This is a genomic window from Shewanella sp. WE21 (assembly GCF_002966515.1).
GTDB classification, from domain to species: Bacteria; Pseudomonadota; Gammaproteobacteria; order Enterobacterales; family Shewanellaceae; genus Shewanella; species Shewanella oncorhynchi.
Genome location: NZ_CP023019.1, coordinates 3,320,646 through 3,335,085, shown reverse-complemented (window position 1 = coordinate 3,335,085; position 14,440 = coordinate 3,320,646). Strand labels below are relative to the sequence as shown.

General features: G+C 44.3%; 12 protein-coding genes and 1 riboswitch. Of the genes, 6 read left to right on the top strand and 6 right to left on the bottom strand.

The window, feature by feature from the left end; translation table 11 throughout:
- Nucleotides 1–26 precede the first annotated feature (26 nt).
- Nucleotides 27–115, bottom strand: a riboswitch (cyclic di-GMP riboswitch).
- Between the two features lie 134 nt (nucleotides 116–249).
- Both CKQ84_RS14645 and CKQ84_RS14640 read right to left on the bottom strand, forming a co-directional pair.
- The gene (locus CKQ84_RS14645; protein ID WP_011071076.1) at nucleotides 250–1,008 is read right to left on the bottom strand and encodes an IS5-like element ISSod6 family transposase; all 759 of its coding nucleotides are present in this window, start codon (nucleotides 1,006–1,008) and stop codon (nucleotides 250–252) included.
- A 335-nt stretch (nucleotides 1,009–1,343) separates the two neighbouring features.
- A complete protein-coding gene (locus CKQ84_RS14640; protein ID WP_028761333.1) occupies nucleotides 1,344–2,129 on the bottom strand; it encodes an ROK family protein in 786 nt (261 codons plus the stop codon).
- A 704-nt stretch (nucleotides 2,130–2,833) separates the two neighbouring features.
- Here CKQ84_RS14640 and CKQ84_RS14630 point away from each other — a divergent pair.
- Nucleotides 2,834–4,621, top strand: coding sequence for an aminopeptidase P family protein (locus tag CKQ84_RS14630; RefSeq protein ID WP_105251832.1), 1,788 nt, complete (start codon nucleotides 2,834–2,836; stop codon nucleotides 4,619–4,621).
- Between the two features lie 202 nt (nucleotides 4,622–4,823).
- Here the strand turns inward: CKQ84_RS14630 and CKQ84_RS14625 are convergent, their stop codons facing one another.
- A complete protein-coding gene (locus CKQ84_RS14625; RefSeq protein ID WP_168822982.1) occupies nucleotides 4,824–6,089 on the bottom strand; it encodes an HD-GYP domain-containing protein in 1,266 nt (421 codons plus the stop codon).
- A gap of 531 nt (nucleotides 6,090–6,620) precedes the next feature.
- Here CKQ84_RS14625 and CKQ84_RS14620 point away from each other — a divergent pair.
- Together CKQ84_RS14620 and CKQ84_RS14615 are read left to right on the top strand one after the other, a co-directional pair.
- Nucleotides 6,621–8,189 (top strand): methyl-accepting chemotaxis protein, encoded by a 1,569-nt coding sequence (locus CKQ84_RS14620; RefSeq protein WP_105251831.1) that lies wholly within the window; start codon nucleotides 6,621–6,623, stop codon nucleotides 8,187–8,189.
- A 361-nt stretch (nucleotides 8,190–8,550) separates the two neighbouring features.
- Nucleotides 8,551–9,852 carry a DEAD/DEAH box helicase gene (locus tag CKQ84_RS14615; RefSeq protein WP_028761337.1) on the top strand — a complete coding sequence of 434 codons (1,302 nt, stop codon included), beginning with the start codon at nucleotides 8,551–8,553 and terminating at the stop codon, nucleotides 9,850–9,852.
- A gap of 116 nt (nucleotides 9,853–9,968) precedes the next feature.
- On the opposite strand, the gene CKQ84_RS14610 is transcribed toward CKQ84_RS14615, so the two are convergent.
- Both CKQ84_RS14610 and CKQ84_RS14605 read right to left on the bottom strand, forming a co-directional pair.
- Nucleotides 9,969–10,859, bottom strand: coding sequence for a hypothetical protein (locus CKQ84_RS14610; protein WP_105251830.1), 891 nt, complete (start codon nucleotides 10,857–10,859; stop codon nucleotides 9,969–9,971).
- A gap of 39 nt (nucleotides 10,860–10,898) precedes the next feature.
- Entirely contained in the window at nucleotides 10,899–11,237 is a 339-nt protein-coding gene (locus tag CKQ84_RS14605; RefSeq protein WP_254053105.1) for an ankyrin repeat domain-containing protein, read from the bottom strand.
- Nucleotides 11,238–11,545: 308 nt separating this feature from the next.
- Between CKQ84_RS14605 and CKQ84_RS14600 the strand changes: the two genes are divergently transcribed.
- The 3 genes from CKQ84_RS14600 (at nucleotide 11,546) to CKQ84_RS14590 (ending at nucleotide 13,832) form a co-directional block, all read left to right on the top strand.
- Entirely contained in the window at nucleotides 11,546–12,199 is a 654-nt protein-coding gene (locus tag CKQ84_RS14600; protein ID WP_105251829.1) for a peroxiredoxin-like family protein, read from the top strand.
- Nucleotides 12,200–12,298: 99 nt separating this feature from the next.
- A complete protein-coding gene (locus tag CKQ84_RS14595) occupies nucleotides 12,299–12,934 on the top strand; it encodes a DUF2913 family protein (protein WP_105251828.1) in 636 nt (211 codons plus the stop codon).
- Nucleotides 12,935–13,079: 145 nt separating this feature from the next.
- On the top strand, nucleotides 13,080–13,832 hold the full coding sequence (locus CKQ84_RS14590) for an ABC transporter substrate-binding protein (protein WP_105251827.1): 753 nt from the start codon (nucleotides 13,080–13,082) through the stop codon (nucleotides 13,830–13,832).
- A gap of 79 nt (nucleotides 13,833–13,911) precedes the next feature.
- Here the strand turns inward: CKQ84_RS14590 and CKQ84_RS14585 are convergent, their stop codons facing one another.
- On the bottom strand, nucleotides 13,912–14,430 hold the full coding sequence (locus tag CKQ84_RS14585) for a hypothetical protein (RefSeq protein ID WP_105251826.1): 519 nt from the start codon (nucleotides 14,428–14,430) through the stop codon (nucleotides 13,912–13,914).
- Nucleotides 14,431–14,440 lie beyond the last annotated feature (10 nt).

Below are 14,440 nucleotides of genomic sequence, written 5' to 3'. Positions count from 1 at the left end.
GACTGACAACTGCACGAAGAAAAACCTGTGGTATCCCCGCTATCATAGGTACAGACGAACCCTTAGACCGGAGGCTTTGCGTCCCAGTTTTTCAACTGGTTTGCCTTTTACACACAATGACAACGTTGTCATTGCAAATATCAGCATAAGCGTAAGCGCAATAAAATTGCAACAAAATATTATCAACTGTGTTATTGGCTAAAATCGTAAATAGAACTAGGGTCTGTTGATCTTTGCTGTACAAATTGTTCAGCAATACATCGGCAGCCACATTAACATAAACGCCAGTGACACCATACTGGCGTAATTTCTTGCTAGCTTGTCATATCTTGTTGATATTGCTCGATAGTGCTTAATTCTTCCAAAAGCATTCTCCACTAAATGTCGATACCGATATAAGCACCAATCGACTCTTTCTTGAGGTGTATTCTTATAGCGGCGCCTTGGAATAACAGATTTCCCGCCTTTATTTGCGATAAGTTCACGAAAAGCATCGCTGTCATAACCTTTATCTGCAATGACGGTATCAACCTGCTTCAGGTGCTCAATTAAGCTGGGGGCGTGTGTAATATCGTGTTTTTGGCCTTCTGATAATTCGAAATAAATCGGTAATCCTCCGCTGTCGACGGCTAAGTGAATTTTGGTTGAATTACCGCCTCGACTTTTACCAATACTCTCATTACTTAGCGTCGCTGCACCTGCACTGTGCTGGTGAGCCCGCACTATCGAGCCATCAATAAAGACCCATTCTATATCAGCAAGGTTGGCTAAGGCCTTGAATAAATGTGCTAGAACGCCTTTCTTAGACCATAAATGAAACCGTCTAAAGACCGTGCTCCAATGACCGAACTCTTTAGGTAAATCTCGCCAAGGGATACCTGTTCTAAGGCGGTAAAGAATACCTTCGAATGTTTGTCTATGTTCAGGTTTGTCATAAACACGGCCTGTGCTTTTCATTAAATGAAATAGCTTTTCCCAGCGTGCATCGGTTAGCATAAGTCTTGGCATGGCTTGAGGTTATGGTTACTTTTGGCGAAGCAAATTATAACGTCTTGCCATGCTGTCTAAAAATCACTCTCGAAAGATCAACAGACCCTAGTCATCTGATAAGAAAGGAATTATGCAAATTAAACTATCGCTAATATTTACTTTGGGTAATGAGGATCATCTGAATACTTTAAGAATAAAAAAACAGGACTCGATATGCCAAAGGCATCATAAGTCCTGCTTTATATTTCACAATTTACGTCGCTTATACAGCTAAAACTCAATCACTAAACATTCATGGCGCAAACCATTGTCGAACAACATGATGCTCCTTATGCGCGGGGCATTTATGATCCTTATGCACGAGGATAGTCCCTTGCGAGCATCACTGATAAACCGCGGCAAACCAAGGTTTCCATATCATCGACACGATTGATTTTCATCTCAGCTAAGGGCGCGCTCAATGCCATTTGCTTTAAGCTTTCGAGACAGCCTTTGTAGTAAGGAGCGCTATTCATCATACCGCCAGCAAGCCAAATTCGATTGGGATTAAATAAATTAACCGCCCACGCTAATCCCATGCCGAGATAACTGCCCGCGCGATATAAATCATCCTGAGTGGAGATTTTGCGGCTGCGCACTGAATCGCCACTGGCCAGTTGCTCTAAGCTAAACTCGCCAGATTCTGTCATCACGCGACAAGGCCCCAACTCCCCCGCCACGCCCGTAGCTCCCGTAAAGACTTGTCCATTAAAGGCAATAGACATACCGATCCCAGTGCCGCACATGACCAATAACTCACAGGCATATTTGGCATCACAAGTCGCTTGCATACCCGCATCGATATCGTTGCAGATAAACTTAAGCTCACCCTGGGTTTTGACTGTATCGAAGCTCAATCCATTGAGTCCAGGTAAAGATTTACAAGAAACCAAACGATTATTTTGTACCAGTCCAGGTACGGCAATCGCTAGTTGGTAATGCTGTAAATCATAATCACGTTCAAACGCCGCAATTTGATTATTTAACTCTTCAATTTTAAAACCTTCACCTGTGGGGATTTTATATTGTTCTGTATGTCCCGCGAGCTGAAGTTCGAACAGGGCTTTGGTACCGCCCACATCTATTGTTAGTATTTGCATCGCTTACTCCACTGATACATGTGCTCCACTCTCACCCCGAGTGGAGATGGCAAATGTTAGCATAGGGTCCAAATGTTAGCGATTGAATAAAACTTAAGTTGCTAATTTTTAAGGAACAAGTCCTAATTAAAACATGACCAACCTTTTATTTAATTCACTTTTCATGCTCAAAATCACATAAATAAATTAACAACAAATCCCATAACCTCAAGCGTCTTACCTGCACAAATTCACGATTGTATACAAAATCCTTTATTCGCTACCCTTGCATCTAGCGCGCTAGACTTGCGATAATCCGAGCCGGTTAAAACTCAAATCAACATATACCCAAGCGACCTGAAGATACGAGTTTCAGAGCGCCTAGGGTGCTTCAATTCAAGGCGCATCAATGACAGAATGTCGGCCACCTTTTAAATTGATGCAACACGGAAGTGAAGCACCCTAGGCGCTCCGTCCCGGCGGGTTTTAACGCACTTTATGCTGTGTTGGTTATTTTGAACTTAGTCCACTAGGTCCGCAAATAACCGCAATCGCCATGGATGGCGTGAATGCCATTTATGCAGGAGCAATAAAGGGCCTTGCCTAAAGTGCGTTAAATTACCGCTGAATCCTGCATCTTCAGGTTGTTTGGGTATAAACCATTCATCCTTAGGCGATCTTCGCCTACCGACTCGCATAGCATGCCAGTCTTAATTGGAGCCCTTATGTCACAATCAATCGCTAACCGTCTCGGTGCTATTCGTAACGAATTAACATCTGCTAATCTCGATGCTTTTATTATTCCCCGTGCCGACGAATATCTGGGCGAATATGTGCCGGCACATAACGAACGTTTGTACTGGGCAACCAACTTTACCGGTTCGGCAGGTATGGCTATCGTATTGAAAGATAAAGCCGCAATATTTACCGATGGCCGCTATACGGTTCAAGTTCGTTTGCAAGTCGATGCCACACTTTTCAGTTATGAAAGCCTAACCGATACACCACAAATTGAGTGGTTATGTGACACGCTACCAGCGGGGTCACGCGTTGGTTTCGATGCGCGCTTACACACCTTAGCTTGGTATGAAAATGCCAAAGCAACCTTAAATAAATCTCAAATCGAATTAGTTGCAGTTGAACAAAACCCCATCGATTTGCATTGGCAGAATCGCCCAGCACAGTCGAACGCGCCTATCACTTTGTTTAGCAACGAGAGTGCTGGTAAAACCAGCCTGCAAAAACGTAACGAAATTGGTGCATTAGTAAAAAAAGCCGGTGGTGATGTTGCCTTAATCGCCGCCTTAGATTCTTTCTGCTGGCTACTCAACATTCGCGGCAATGATGTACCGCGACTACCCGTTGTACTCGGCAGTGCCCTGCTCCACGCCAATGGTGATATGCAGCTTTTCACCGATTTAAGCAAACTCCCAGAGGGCATTGAGGAGCATGTTGGCGCTGGCGTAAGCTTTAAGGGCGAGACATCTCTTGCCGATACACTCGCCAGCATGCAGGATGTAAAACTACTGGCCGATCCGAATTCTGCAAACGCTTGGGCACAAAACATTGCCCGTGAGGCAGGAGCAAAATTGATAGCTGGAATCGATCCTGTCGCTTTACCTAAGGCGCAGAAAAACGCCGCAGAACTGGCTGGCATGCGTGCCTGTCATATCCGCGATGGCGTCGCAGTGAGTCGATTCCTTGCATGGCTCGATGCCGAAGTGGCGGCCAATCGCATGCACGATGAAGGCACCCTTGCGGATAAATTGGAAAGCTTTCGCCTAGAAGATGAGCGTTACCGCGAGCCAAGTTTCGACACGATTTCAGCTGCCGGTCCTAATGCCGCTATGTGCCATTACAATCACAACAATGGCACACCAGCCATGATGACAATGGACAGCATCTACTTAGTGGATTCTGGCGCTCAGTATATTGATGGCACGACAGATGTGACCCGTACCATTGCGATAGGTGAAGTGACCGATGAGCATAAAAAAATGGTTACGCTGGTGCTAAAAGGTCATATTGCCCTCGACCAAGCACGCTTCCCAAAAGGCACCTCAGGTCAGCAGCTCGACGCTTTCGCCCGCCAATATTTATGGCAACATGGTTTTGATTACGATCACGGTACAGGCCATGGTGTGGGTCATTTTTTAAGTGTGCACGAGGGTCCGCAGCGCATAGGTAAAAATGTCAACGGTATCGCATTGATGCCCGGCATGGTGCTTTCCAACGAGCCGGGTTACTACCGCGCCGACGATTTCGGTATTCGCTTAGAAAACCTCGTCGTAGTGCAACACTGTGAAGCACTTAAAGGGGCTGAGCGTGAAATGTATGAATTCGATGCGTTGACTATGATCCCTATGGATGCGCGCCTTATTGATAAGAGCCTGTTAACGCAAGCGGAAATAGACTGGTTTAATGCTTATCATCAGCAAGTATTCAATACACTTTCTCCGTTGATGTCAGGGGATGAATTGGCTTGGTTAACTCAAGTGACTAAAGCAATTTAGCACTCCGCTGATAAATAGCGATTTAAGTCGTTATTTTAGTCACTTACGCGCTATAAAATAGAACGCCCAAGGCAATTAGCATTGGGCGTTTTTTTTAGCGCTATCAGTGTGTTTTAAAACCCACTCCTTATTTCAAAATCATGATTTCAAAACCATGATTTCAAAACCATGATTTAAAAACACGATTTAAAAACATGAGTCGCTAAACCATAGTAGGTTGTGCCATCGGCTGATAAGCATCATCCAGCGATGCTTTAGACAACACTTCAAAGTCCTGATGAATTTCAATAAAACAATCGACTAATTCAGGGTCGAAATGCTGACCTTTGCCTTCAATAATTAAGTCGATAGCCTCTTGATGGCTAAAGGGCCGCTTATAACATCGGGGAGAAGTCAGCGCGTCATAAACATCAACTAGGGCCACTATCCTTGCCGAAAGCGGAATATCTTCACCTTTCAAACCAAGGGGATAACCACTACCATCCCACTTTTCATGGTGACCCGAGGCAATATCGCGGCCCATCTGAATAAAAGTACATTGGGGCGCATATTCCAACAAACTGCGTAGCACTTGTCCCCCGATCACAGGATGAGCTTTAATTTGTTCAAACTCCTGCGGCGTTAGTTTACCCGGTTTAAGCAAAATCGCATCGGCAATACCGACCTTACCTATATCGTGCAAAATGGCCGACAAACTAATGTCTTGAATATAATCTTCGTTCAATTCTGCAGGAGGATTGGCGGCCAGTAGTCGCTGCGACGCGAGCATTTTCGAATACTGCCGCATACGTAGCAAATGCGCGCCCGTTTCGTTATCTCTGTATTCGGCGAGTTTAGCTAAGCCTAATACGGTAGCTTGGCGTGATGCTAAGGTTGAATCGAGTGCGTCAGCCAACTTACCTAATAAATAAGTGATGGTTAACGTCAACATGGCATTGGTCACGATAAAATTGACCACGACAACGGCCCAAATACCGACACTATAACCTTGGGTTTCAGGCCAATTGAGCCAATTAAAATGATAGGCAAAACCAATCAATACCAAACTTAGCCCATTCAAACACTGGGCATATAAGCTGGCTCGATTGCCTAAAAAAATACCGACTAACGGCGGGAAAATAAATAACCAGAAAAAACCAGCTCCCGAAGGGCCAATCGCAATTAAAAAACCGATGCCGATAGCAAAACCCAGCAAGCAGCCACAGCCAAAACGCGTACTATCAGCAAGCTTAGGAAAATACAGTAAAAGCAGTAAAAACAGATAAGCCAGCGTATCAAATACCACCATAAACCAGAGATCGGCGATGACGCATAAATACACACTAGTGATATATACAGGCACGCAGAGAATCGCTAGAAAGCCAAATAAACGTTCAAAGATCAAACGTCGCCAATGTGGCAGTGCTGCCGCTGTTCCCAAGGACGCTGTGGCTAATTTAGTTACACCACGCCTAAGTGATATCGCCATGGGAAGTTCCTCTTATGTAGCATTCCCGCTGTGAGCTAATGAACTAGAAGAGCAAAATCAAGATACACCACTGAAGCAAGGAAAAATAAGCCATCTTTTGTTGCCCATTAAAGAATAGACTAAGGCCAATAAAGCGCTCCATGAATACTGCGATATCAAGCCGAATCAACGACATTAGCCCAATATCATCGAACATAATTTATATTTAAGATGAATGACAAATACCCACTCAAGACATAAAAGAATAACCCTATACAAAATACTAGAATTAACGATTTAACAGGATAAACGCTCGTTTAACACCATATTCTCACTACTTAAAAACTTTATATATTGCAATAGCTTATAAATACGACGAACGATTGATTTTCACTAGTCAGCCATGAGAAACCGCTCTCCTATACCCACACAAAAATGATACTCTTATCACATAACAAGCTTACTCCGATGAGAGTCAGCACAAGAAAATTCGCGCCTAACACCGCGCCCTGAACCCTAATGAACCACATCGGCCCTGAATGGACACACTAAATGAGCCAGAGTAACGCCTCAGCGAATAAAATAGTTAATACACAGAGATCAGATCAAGAAATCCGCTTAACACCACAAGATGAACTCATTTCCACCACTGATACTCGCGGTATCATCACTTACGTTAATGCCCGTTTTGCCGAAGTCTCAGGCTATAGCGATCAAGAATTAATTGGCAGTGCCCACAATATGGTGCGCCATCCGGATATGCCGAGTGCCGCCTTTAAAGAAATGTGGGGAAAACTTAAGTCAGGCCAATCTTGGCGCGGCATAGTCAAGAACCGCTGTAAAAATGGTGGCTTCTATTGGGTCGATGCCTTTGTTTCGCCCTTGTTTGAAAACGGCACTATTATCGGTTACCAATCGGTGCGCATTCAGCCTCAAGCCGCCTACGTCACGAAAGCTAATGAGATTTACCAAAGACTCAAATTAGACAAATCCATTCCTAAACCCTTAAGTTTAATGCAAAAACGTATCGTATCTGCGGTTGTAGCCTCCACAGGTTTACTGATCGCTGGCTACTTTTGGGGCTGGGGCGTGATTATCGCAGGGGCGATTTTGATGAGTTTAAACCTCGCCATTTTCTACGATGAGGCCTTTCGTATTCCCGCTAAACTGATTGAAATGCAAACCAAATATGACTCTATCAGTCGTTATATTTACTCGGGTGCCGATACCTCTTCTATCCTCGATTTCCAGCTCATCATGCTGCAGGCTAAAATGAATGGCGTACTTGGGCGCACCCAAGATCAAGCCAATCAATTACATGCCATTGCCGATCAATTAGTGGTCGCGACCGAGCAAACCTATGTCAGCCTAGATCAAGAGAAAAGTCAGCTAGAACAGCTCTCTGGCGCGATGGAAGAAATGAGTTCAACCATCACAGAAGTGGCGCAGAATACACATCTCACGTCCACCAGCATCAATACCGCCTATGATCTCTGCCTTAAAAGCAGTGCCAACATGAAGGCCAACACTCAAAAAATGGAGCAACTGGCAAAGTCTGTTGCCGATGCCACCAACAATGCCCATCAATTAAATAAAGAAGCCGAGCAAGTCGCTAATGCGATGGGCGAAATTGACTCTATTGCCGAGCAAACTAATCTCCTCGCCCTCAATGCCGCGATTGAAGCTGCCCGTGCGGGTGAACAAGGCCGTGGGTTTGCCGTGGTCGCCGATGAAGTACGCGCCCTATCGAGCAGAACCCAGCTATCGACCAACAGTATTTCTAAGAGTGTCGATAAGATGTTCACTATGCTCAACGCATGGGCCAAAGAAATGGAACAAAGCCGTCAACATGCGGAGCGTTGTGCCAGTGATATTCAGCTGTCCGCCGACAATGTAAACACCATTTACCAAGAAGTGAGTGACATCCACACCTTTGCCCAACAAAATGCAGTGGCAGCCGATCAACAGCGTCAAGTGGTCAATGAGATCGCCAGTAATATTCACTCCATCACCCATGCCAGCTCCGAGAACTTAGCTGCAACCCATCTGATTGGTGATGCAGCCCATCTTCTTAAACACAATGCCGAAAAAGCCCTTGGCCTGAGGCGCACCTTCGGTTAAACATAAGTACAAGATCCAAAATGCCGCAGCCTAGGTTGCGGTATTCTCTAATATAGCGAGCTTTAATCCTTATTGTTGAGTCCATATTTTACTCAACCCTTGTATAGATCAATAAGACCTTACCCACCTGAACCAGTGCCAAGCCTTTTATCCCCTCCTGATGAAATGATGCAGATAAAATGCCAAAACACTAAAAAGTACAGGTTTTAACCGAAATTTTTGCTATACTCCGCGCCCGCCATTTTTCTTATAAAATCTGTGTGGAAGAATGAGCCAGCCGGTACACCTCTCTCCTTTAGACGAGTGATAAAGAGGCTAGTGGCGCTTGAATGTTTGAATAAGTGAACGATAGGAATCCAAAATGAGATTTGAATCTTTTAGTTTTTCCCCCGAGATTTTGCGCGCTATCTCAGATTGCGGTTATCAACAAATGACGCCTATTCAGCAGCAAGCGATACCTGCTATCCGCCGCGGCCAAGATGTCTTAGCCAGTGCCCAAACCGGTACGGGTAAAACCGCCGCTTTCGCGCTGCCAATCCTGCAAAAGATGGTTGAAAAGCCAAGCGAAACGCTAAAGTCGAATGCCCGCGTATTAATCCTTACGCCAACCCGTGAGCTTGCAGCTCAAGTGGCTGACAACGTCACGGCTTACTGCAAATACTTAAACTTCAGTGTCTTAACCATTTACGGCGGCGTAAAGATTGAGACTCAAGCGCAAAAGCTGAAACGCGGCGCCGATGTGATTGTTGCCACCCCAGGTCGCTTACTTGAGCACCTTACCGCCTGTAACTTAAGCCTGTCGAACGTCGACTTTTTAGTGCTAGACGAAGCCGATCGCATGCTCGACATGGGCTTTAGCGCCGATATCCAAAAAATCCTTCAAGCGGTAAATAAGAAACGTCAAAACTTGTTATTCTCGGCCACTTTCTCAAGTGCGGTGAAAAAACTCGCCAACGACATGATGGTTAAACCGCAAGTGATCAGCGTTGATAAACAAAACACTACAGCCGACACCGTTAGCCAAGTGGTTTATCCGGTTGAACAACGCCGTAAACGCGAACTGCTTTCTGAGCTTATCGGCAAGAAAAACTGGCAACAGGTATTGGTATTTACTGCGACCCGTGAAGCCGCCGATACGCTAGTCAAAGAATTAAACTTAGATGGTATCCCATCTGAAGTGGTCCACGGTGAAAAAGGCCAAGGCAGTCGTCGCCGCGCCCTGCGTGAGTTTGTGGCGGGTGATGTGCGCGTACTGGTTGCCACCGAAGTTGCCGCCCGTGGTCTAGACATCCCAAGCCTTGAATACGTAGTCAACTATGACTTACCTTTCCTCGCAGAAGATTATGTACACCGTATCGGTCGTACAGGCCGTGCAGGAAAAACAGGCGTAGCCATTTCATTTGTGAGCCGCGAAGAAGAGCGCACGTTAGCCGATATCGAAAAATTGATTGGCCAACAGATTCGCCGCGTCACTGTGCCAGGTTATGAAGTTGGCAGCCGCGAATTGCTATTAAAGCAATTGCAAACCCGCCGCAGTTTTGCCAAAAAGCAACAAAGAACCGACAACGTCGGCGCTCAAGTTGCTGCTGAGAAAAACATGCAGGGCCGCCGCGTAAAAATGAAGGTGGGTCAAGCACCGAGCAAGGCAAAAAAACTTAAGTAATTATCCGTTGATTGATATTATCAGTGTTTGTCAATATTGATAAAACAGCGATTTTAAAGCGTCCATAACCGGACGCTTTTTATACTCACTCAATAATAACCTTGGTAACCTTTATCTCACCGTATTATGTTACCCAATAACGCTTGAAGCCTTGTTTCATTTATACTATTTTCGCCTCGCCACCCCGCGAGAGGAAGCATAATATCCGATCGAGTACTTCCAGGGTATTTCACACTACAGATATCGGTAAAATGGGTGAATCCATCATATAAAGGTTTTACATACGGATTTGGCATAATTCCCAATTCAGCCAATACCATTAATTGTCCTCGAAAACTATATTTCTCATAGTTAGGAATAATTTTAGCTTTCTTGATGCGCTGTTCTAATTTTCCGGGTGTTTCATCTTGAGGAGCTTGACGGATCATATCGATTAACGATGTCAATATACTGATATCCTCTGGTGTAGGAGTACAAGGGGGAATGGCAGTAAACTCCTCTAATTCAACAAGATTACCACACCACCTTTCGTTCCATACACTCCCGGCATAGCAACTGAATATTTTATGTCCTTTTTCTATCCAAACATTTCTTCTTATAGAGCAAACGGGACAAACATCCCCTTCGCTGACCATTTTATGTTCGGGAACCGCTTGAGCGAACAAATAACTTAATATGGGTTGTCTTCCTCTTGGAAAACTTGAAAAGCCACATATATATGCCGAAATCAAATTCTCAATCGATAAGTGAGGATGCTCAAGCAACGTTTTATAAGCGTTAATACATTCATCATGACTATATTTGATTATCTGATTAACAGGATAACCACTCTGTTCAATTGTTAGTATTTCTGCATTAGATAAACCGTCATTAGAATAGTGTGTAGTCCCAGACTCGTAATCAAACTGGTCTCCATTATCTATTCTTTGCATATATCCATTTTCGTCTTTGATATAAGACTTTTTAAAATAGATTTTCTTTAATATTTTAAATAATCCCTTATCCATTTACAGCTCCCGTGATTGAATATTGAAGTGCAATACAATTTATCGATGACCACGTTGAACGCCACCATAGCGCTCCAAATACTTCACCATTTTTTGACTCGTGGCGGTATAACTCCCTATATGAAACTCGCCATGCCAATGGGCCAGTTCAACAGGAAGGTGACCTAAGTTATTGGCATGATGGACATAGGCTCCAGCTTCAACCAGTAACATGAGAATATCGAGTAATTGCAGTTGGCAGCAATGCAATAAAGCCGTCATATTTTGTGAGTCGATATATTCGACATCAACACCCTGTTTGATCAACTGTTTTACGGTAATGATATCGTGTTTTACCACTGCATCAATTAAGGCTTGCCCCATCAGCTTGTCGCTCACTCGTTTTAACCACTCTAACACTACGCTGTAATCGCGATAAAATCCAAATGGTTACCGTTATAAATACCTCACCAACCAACCCAATCGATATCACATTGGTGCAATCATCTGCATTCGTTTGTAAGAATGTTCGGCAATTGCCGCTCTTTTAATGCTCATACCCGTTTAGTGCAAACTCAAACCACTCTATAAGCGAGTAAGGCATAACAAATACAGATTTACGCAATATCTCTTTGTCTAAAATGAGGGAAATATTAACAACAACGACTTAAAAAACGAAGAAAACAAAACCAAATTAAGGACTTTATATGCAAACCGCTTCGATGTTACACAGGTTTTACTTCACAACCATCTTACTACTAACAAGTCTAACGGCTATTGCGCAACCCATTGCTAAGGATGAATTTTCCATCAGTCCGCTACTTAATGGTCAGCAAATCCCTAAGGTAAACTTACAAGATATCAATGACAAAACGGTCGATTTAGCAGAATTAACCCAGAAAAAACCGACCATCTTTTTCTTTTACCGCGGTGGCTGGTGCCCATTTTGTAACAATCAAATGGGACAACTAAAAGCCATTGAACCTGAGTTATTAAAAATGGGCTTTCAGTTAGTGGGGATTTCACCCGATACACCAGCTCAACTTAAGGCTTCGGCGGCAAAAAATGAACTTAAATATCTGCTGCTTTCCGATGAAAAAATGCTGGCATCCCAAGCCTTTGGTTTAGCTTTTTACACTAGCGAAAAGGTGACTGAAACTTATACCGCACGCCTTAAGCTCGAGAATCCTTTATGGATCACCCCTGAAGGTGCCAAACGTTTAGTCTTACCTGTACCCGCCATTTATATCAGCGACGACAAGGGATTGATTCATTTTCAATATATCAACCCAAACTACAAAGTAAGGCCCGCGCCAAAGCTGATTTTAACCGCCGCGAGTTTGGTGGGATCGCAAGAATAAATATCGGTTTATCGACCGCTTTGCTAAACTAGCTCCGCCGCAATCAATATCGTCCAAGTTCAAATAGATAACATCACTTCAGCCCGCGGCGGAGTCATAATGAATTCTCAAACCTATAACCAAGCTGTGCTCGAACTCGCCCTTGCGGGTCTTGCCGATTTAACCGCTTCAGCACAGACCAAGAAAGCCCAGCGCACTTCTGCGCAGGAAAGTCATTTTTTGTGTAATTGGATGGTCGAGTCCTTAAAGGAAAAACGCTTTTCTAAACTGGTAGCCGAGGATCTCACGGCTTGGATACGTTTGGCTCGCAGCCAAGGTGCGGGCGCCGAACTCAAGCGTTTGCTACAAAGGATTGTGCATCAATATCAAACAGTTGAGACATCAGAGCAAGCTTTAGGTACGGCATTAAATGCTATGATAGCAACCTTAAAGCAAGCCGAATGGTTGGTCTTTACTGACACTGAAATCAGTGCCAAGCTGAAACTCGATGGTGATGGTCAATCTAGCTTAGTGATTGATGCCAAAGAATTTAATCAACATATTAAAGACAATCAGCTGATCAAGCCAATCAACTTATATGTCCGCGCCGATGAACAGACACTAACGCGTATCGCCCTGTCCCATGGGTTATTGCTCAGCCAAGGCAACAAGAAAACCAGTTTGATTAAGCACCATAAAACCTATCAAATTTTCCCTAATAATCAGCAGCCCGCTTTGTGTCAGCTATTGGCTTAAGGTGTAATAGCGAAAAGCAGAAAATAGCTTAAATATGGCGGATGTGACTGATTGTGATCCAATAAACAATTCATTCACACAGTTTAGATAGAATGACCATCGGATAGGTCTTAGCTAAAGCAGAGATAACAAGGATAAAAGCAATATGGTTAAGCGATGTTTGCAGTATAAACACTTAGTTCGATTTGCCTTGTTCACCCTTTGCTTGACTCAACAGCACGCCTTTGCGGAACAGCTCAAATACAATATCACTGGCTCCTATTCTTGGTATCCGTATTTTATCGGTGATCAAGCCGATGCGCCGGGGATGATCACTGAGCTTATTCCGATGATTTTATCTATGGCTGAAATCAAAGGTGAAATCCTCGCCCTGCCGCCAAAGCGCACCAATAATGCACTAGAAACCGGTCAACTCGACTTTGATATCGTCAGCCCGAGTTGGTTTGAAAAGCAGGATTTAGGGCCGCTGTTTGTCAAATCGGCCCCCATAATGCAAATCACTGAATATGTGGTCACATTGCCAGAGAATGTCAGTAAATATAAAGATATCAGCCAGATAAAAGGCCAAGAAATAGGTACAGTGCGCGGTTATTTATATCACGACGATAAAGATTTTATCCGTGCAGACTTTACCTCAGAGCAGGAGCTGATCAAAGCCTTAGATAAACACAGAGTCAACGCTGTTATTGCTGGTAATTACCCGGCGTTGTATTGGTCGACTCAATTGCGGATCCCAGTCGCACTGGCGGCAGTGCATTCTGATGGTGACTTGGTGTTTAGGTTACGAAAAGAACATGCCGATTTGCTTCCTGCCATCAATCAAGCCATAGCGACACTGAAGGCCAATGGTAAAATTGACGAAATCATCAAAAAGTACACTCAAACGCTGGCAAGCTAATTTCACGCTAGCTATATGAGATATTGCAATAAAAAAGCGCCCGAAGGCGCTTAATCAATATCAATAAGGTCGCAGAATCTCAGTTTGACCATTCACAAGGATCATAATTAGCGAGGACGGCCGCATAGCTGTGACTCAATCCCAGAGTCGAGTAGTAATAACCTTTCCCCTTGTCCACCGCATAATGGATATCCTCGGCCCCTAGCTGTTGTGGTAATTGCTCACGCACATTGGCTAATGTAGGCTCATCATAAAGATAGGGGGCAAACGTCAGTACACTCTCCAGATAGATCTCAGTATGGCGGCAGCTATTGCGACGGATCTGGGCAATAATCGCCTCAAACGCTTCACCCCGCTCCAATGCTAACCATTGCTCAGCGTAACGTTCAACTATGCTTCTGTCGGAATAGAAGAAATACCGCTTATCCGACAAACGCATCTGCACATCCTTGTATGCCTCATTGAGGATTAGGCGAATATAACTGTTAACCGTTTGCTCACTATCCCACTCGAGCCCTGCCACGGCGGCGATTTGCTCCGCCGTGACTAAGCGTCCGTGTTGGCTAAATACCCTGATATAACCGACAAGTTCAATCATAGTGTCCAAC

Coding starts and splice junctions, on each gene's coding strand:
- CKQ84_RS14600 (WP_105251829.1), top strand. CDS start 11,546: ATGCAAACCGCTTCGATGTTACACAGGTTTTACTTCACAACCATCTTA.
- CKQ84_RS14585 (WP_105251826.1), bottom strand. CDS start 14,430: ATGATTGAACTTGTCGGTTATATCAGGGTATTTAGCCAACACGGACGC.
- CKQ84_RS14595 (WP_105251828.1), top strand. CDS start 12,299: ATGAATTCTCAAACCTATAACCAAGCTGTGCTCGAACTCGCCCTTGCG.
- CKQ84_RS14645 (WP_011071076.1), bottom strand. CDS start 1,008: ATGCCAAGACTTATGCTAACCGATGCACGCTGGGAAAAGCTATTTCAT.
- CKQ84_RS14640 (WP_028761333.1), bottom strand. CDS start 2,129: ATGCAAATACTAACAATAGATGTGGGCGGTACCAAAGCCCTGTTCGAA.
- CKQ84_RS14630 (WP_105251832.1), top strand. CDS start 2,834: ATGTCACAATCAATCGCTAACCGTCTCGGTGCTATTCGTAACGAATTA.
- CKQ84_RS14615 (WP_028761337.1), top strand. CDS start 8,551: ATGAGATTTGAATCTTTTAGTTTTTCCCCCGAGATTTTGCGCGCTATC.
- CKQ84_RS14620 (WP_105251831.1), top strand. CDS start 6,621: ATGAGCCAGAGTAACGCCTCAGCGAATAAAATAGTTAATACACAGAGA.
- CKQ84_RS14625 (WP_168822982.1), bottom strand. CDS start 6,089: ATGGCGATATCACTTAGGCGTGGTGTAACTAAATTAGCCACAGCGTCC.
- CKQ84_RS14610 (WP_105251830.1), bottom strand. CDS start 10,859: ATGGATAAGGGATTATTTAAAATATTAAAGAAAATCTATTTTAAAAAG.
- CKQ84_RS14590 (WP_105251827.1), top strand. CDS start 13,080: ATGGTTAAGCGATGTTTGCAGTATAAACACTTAGTTCGATTTGCCTTG.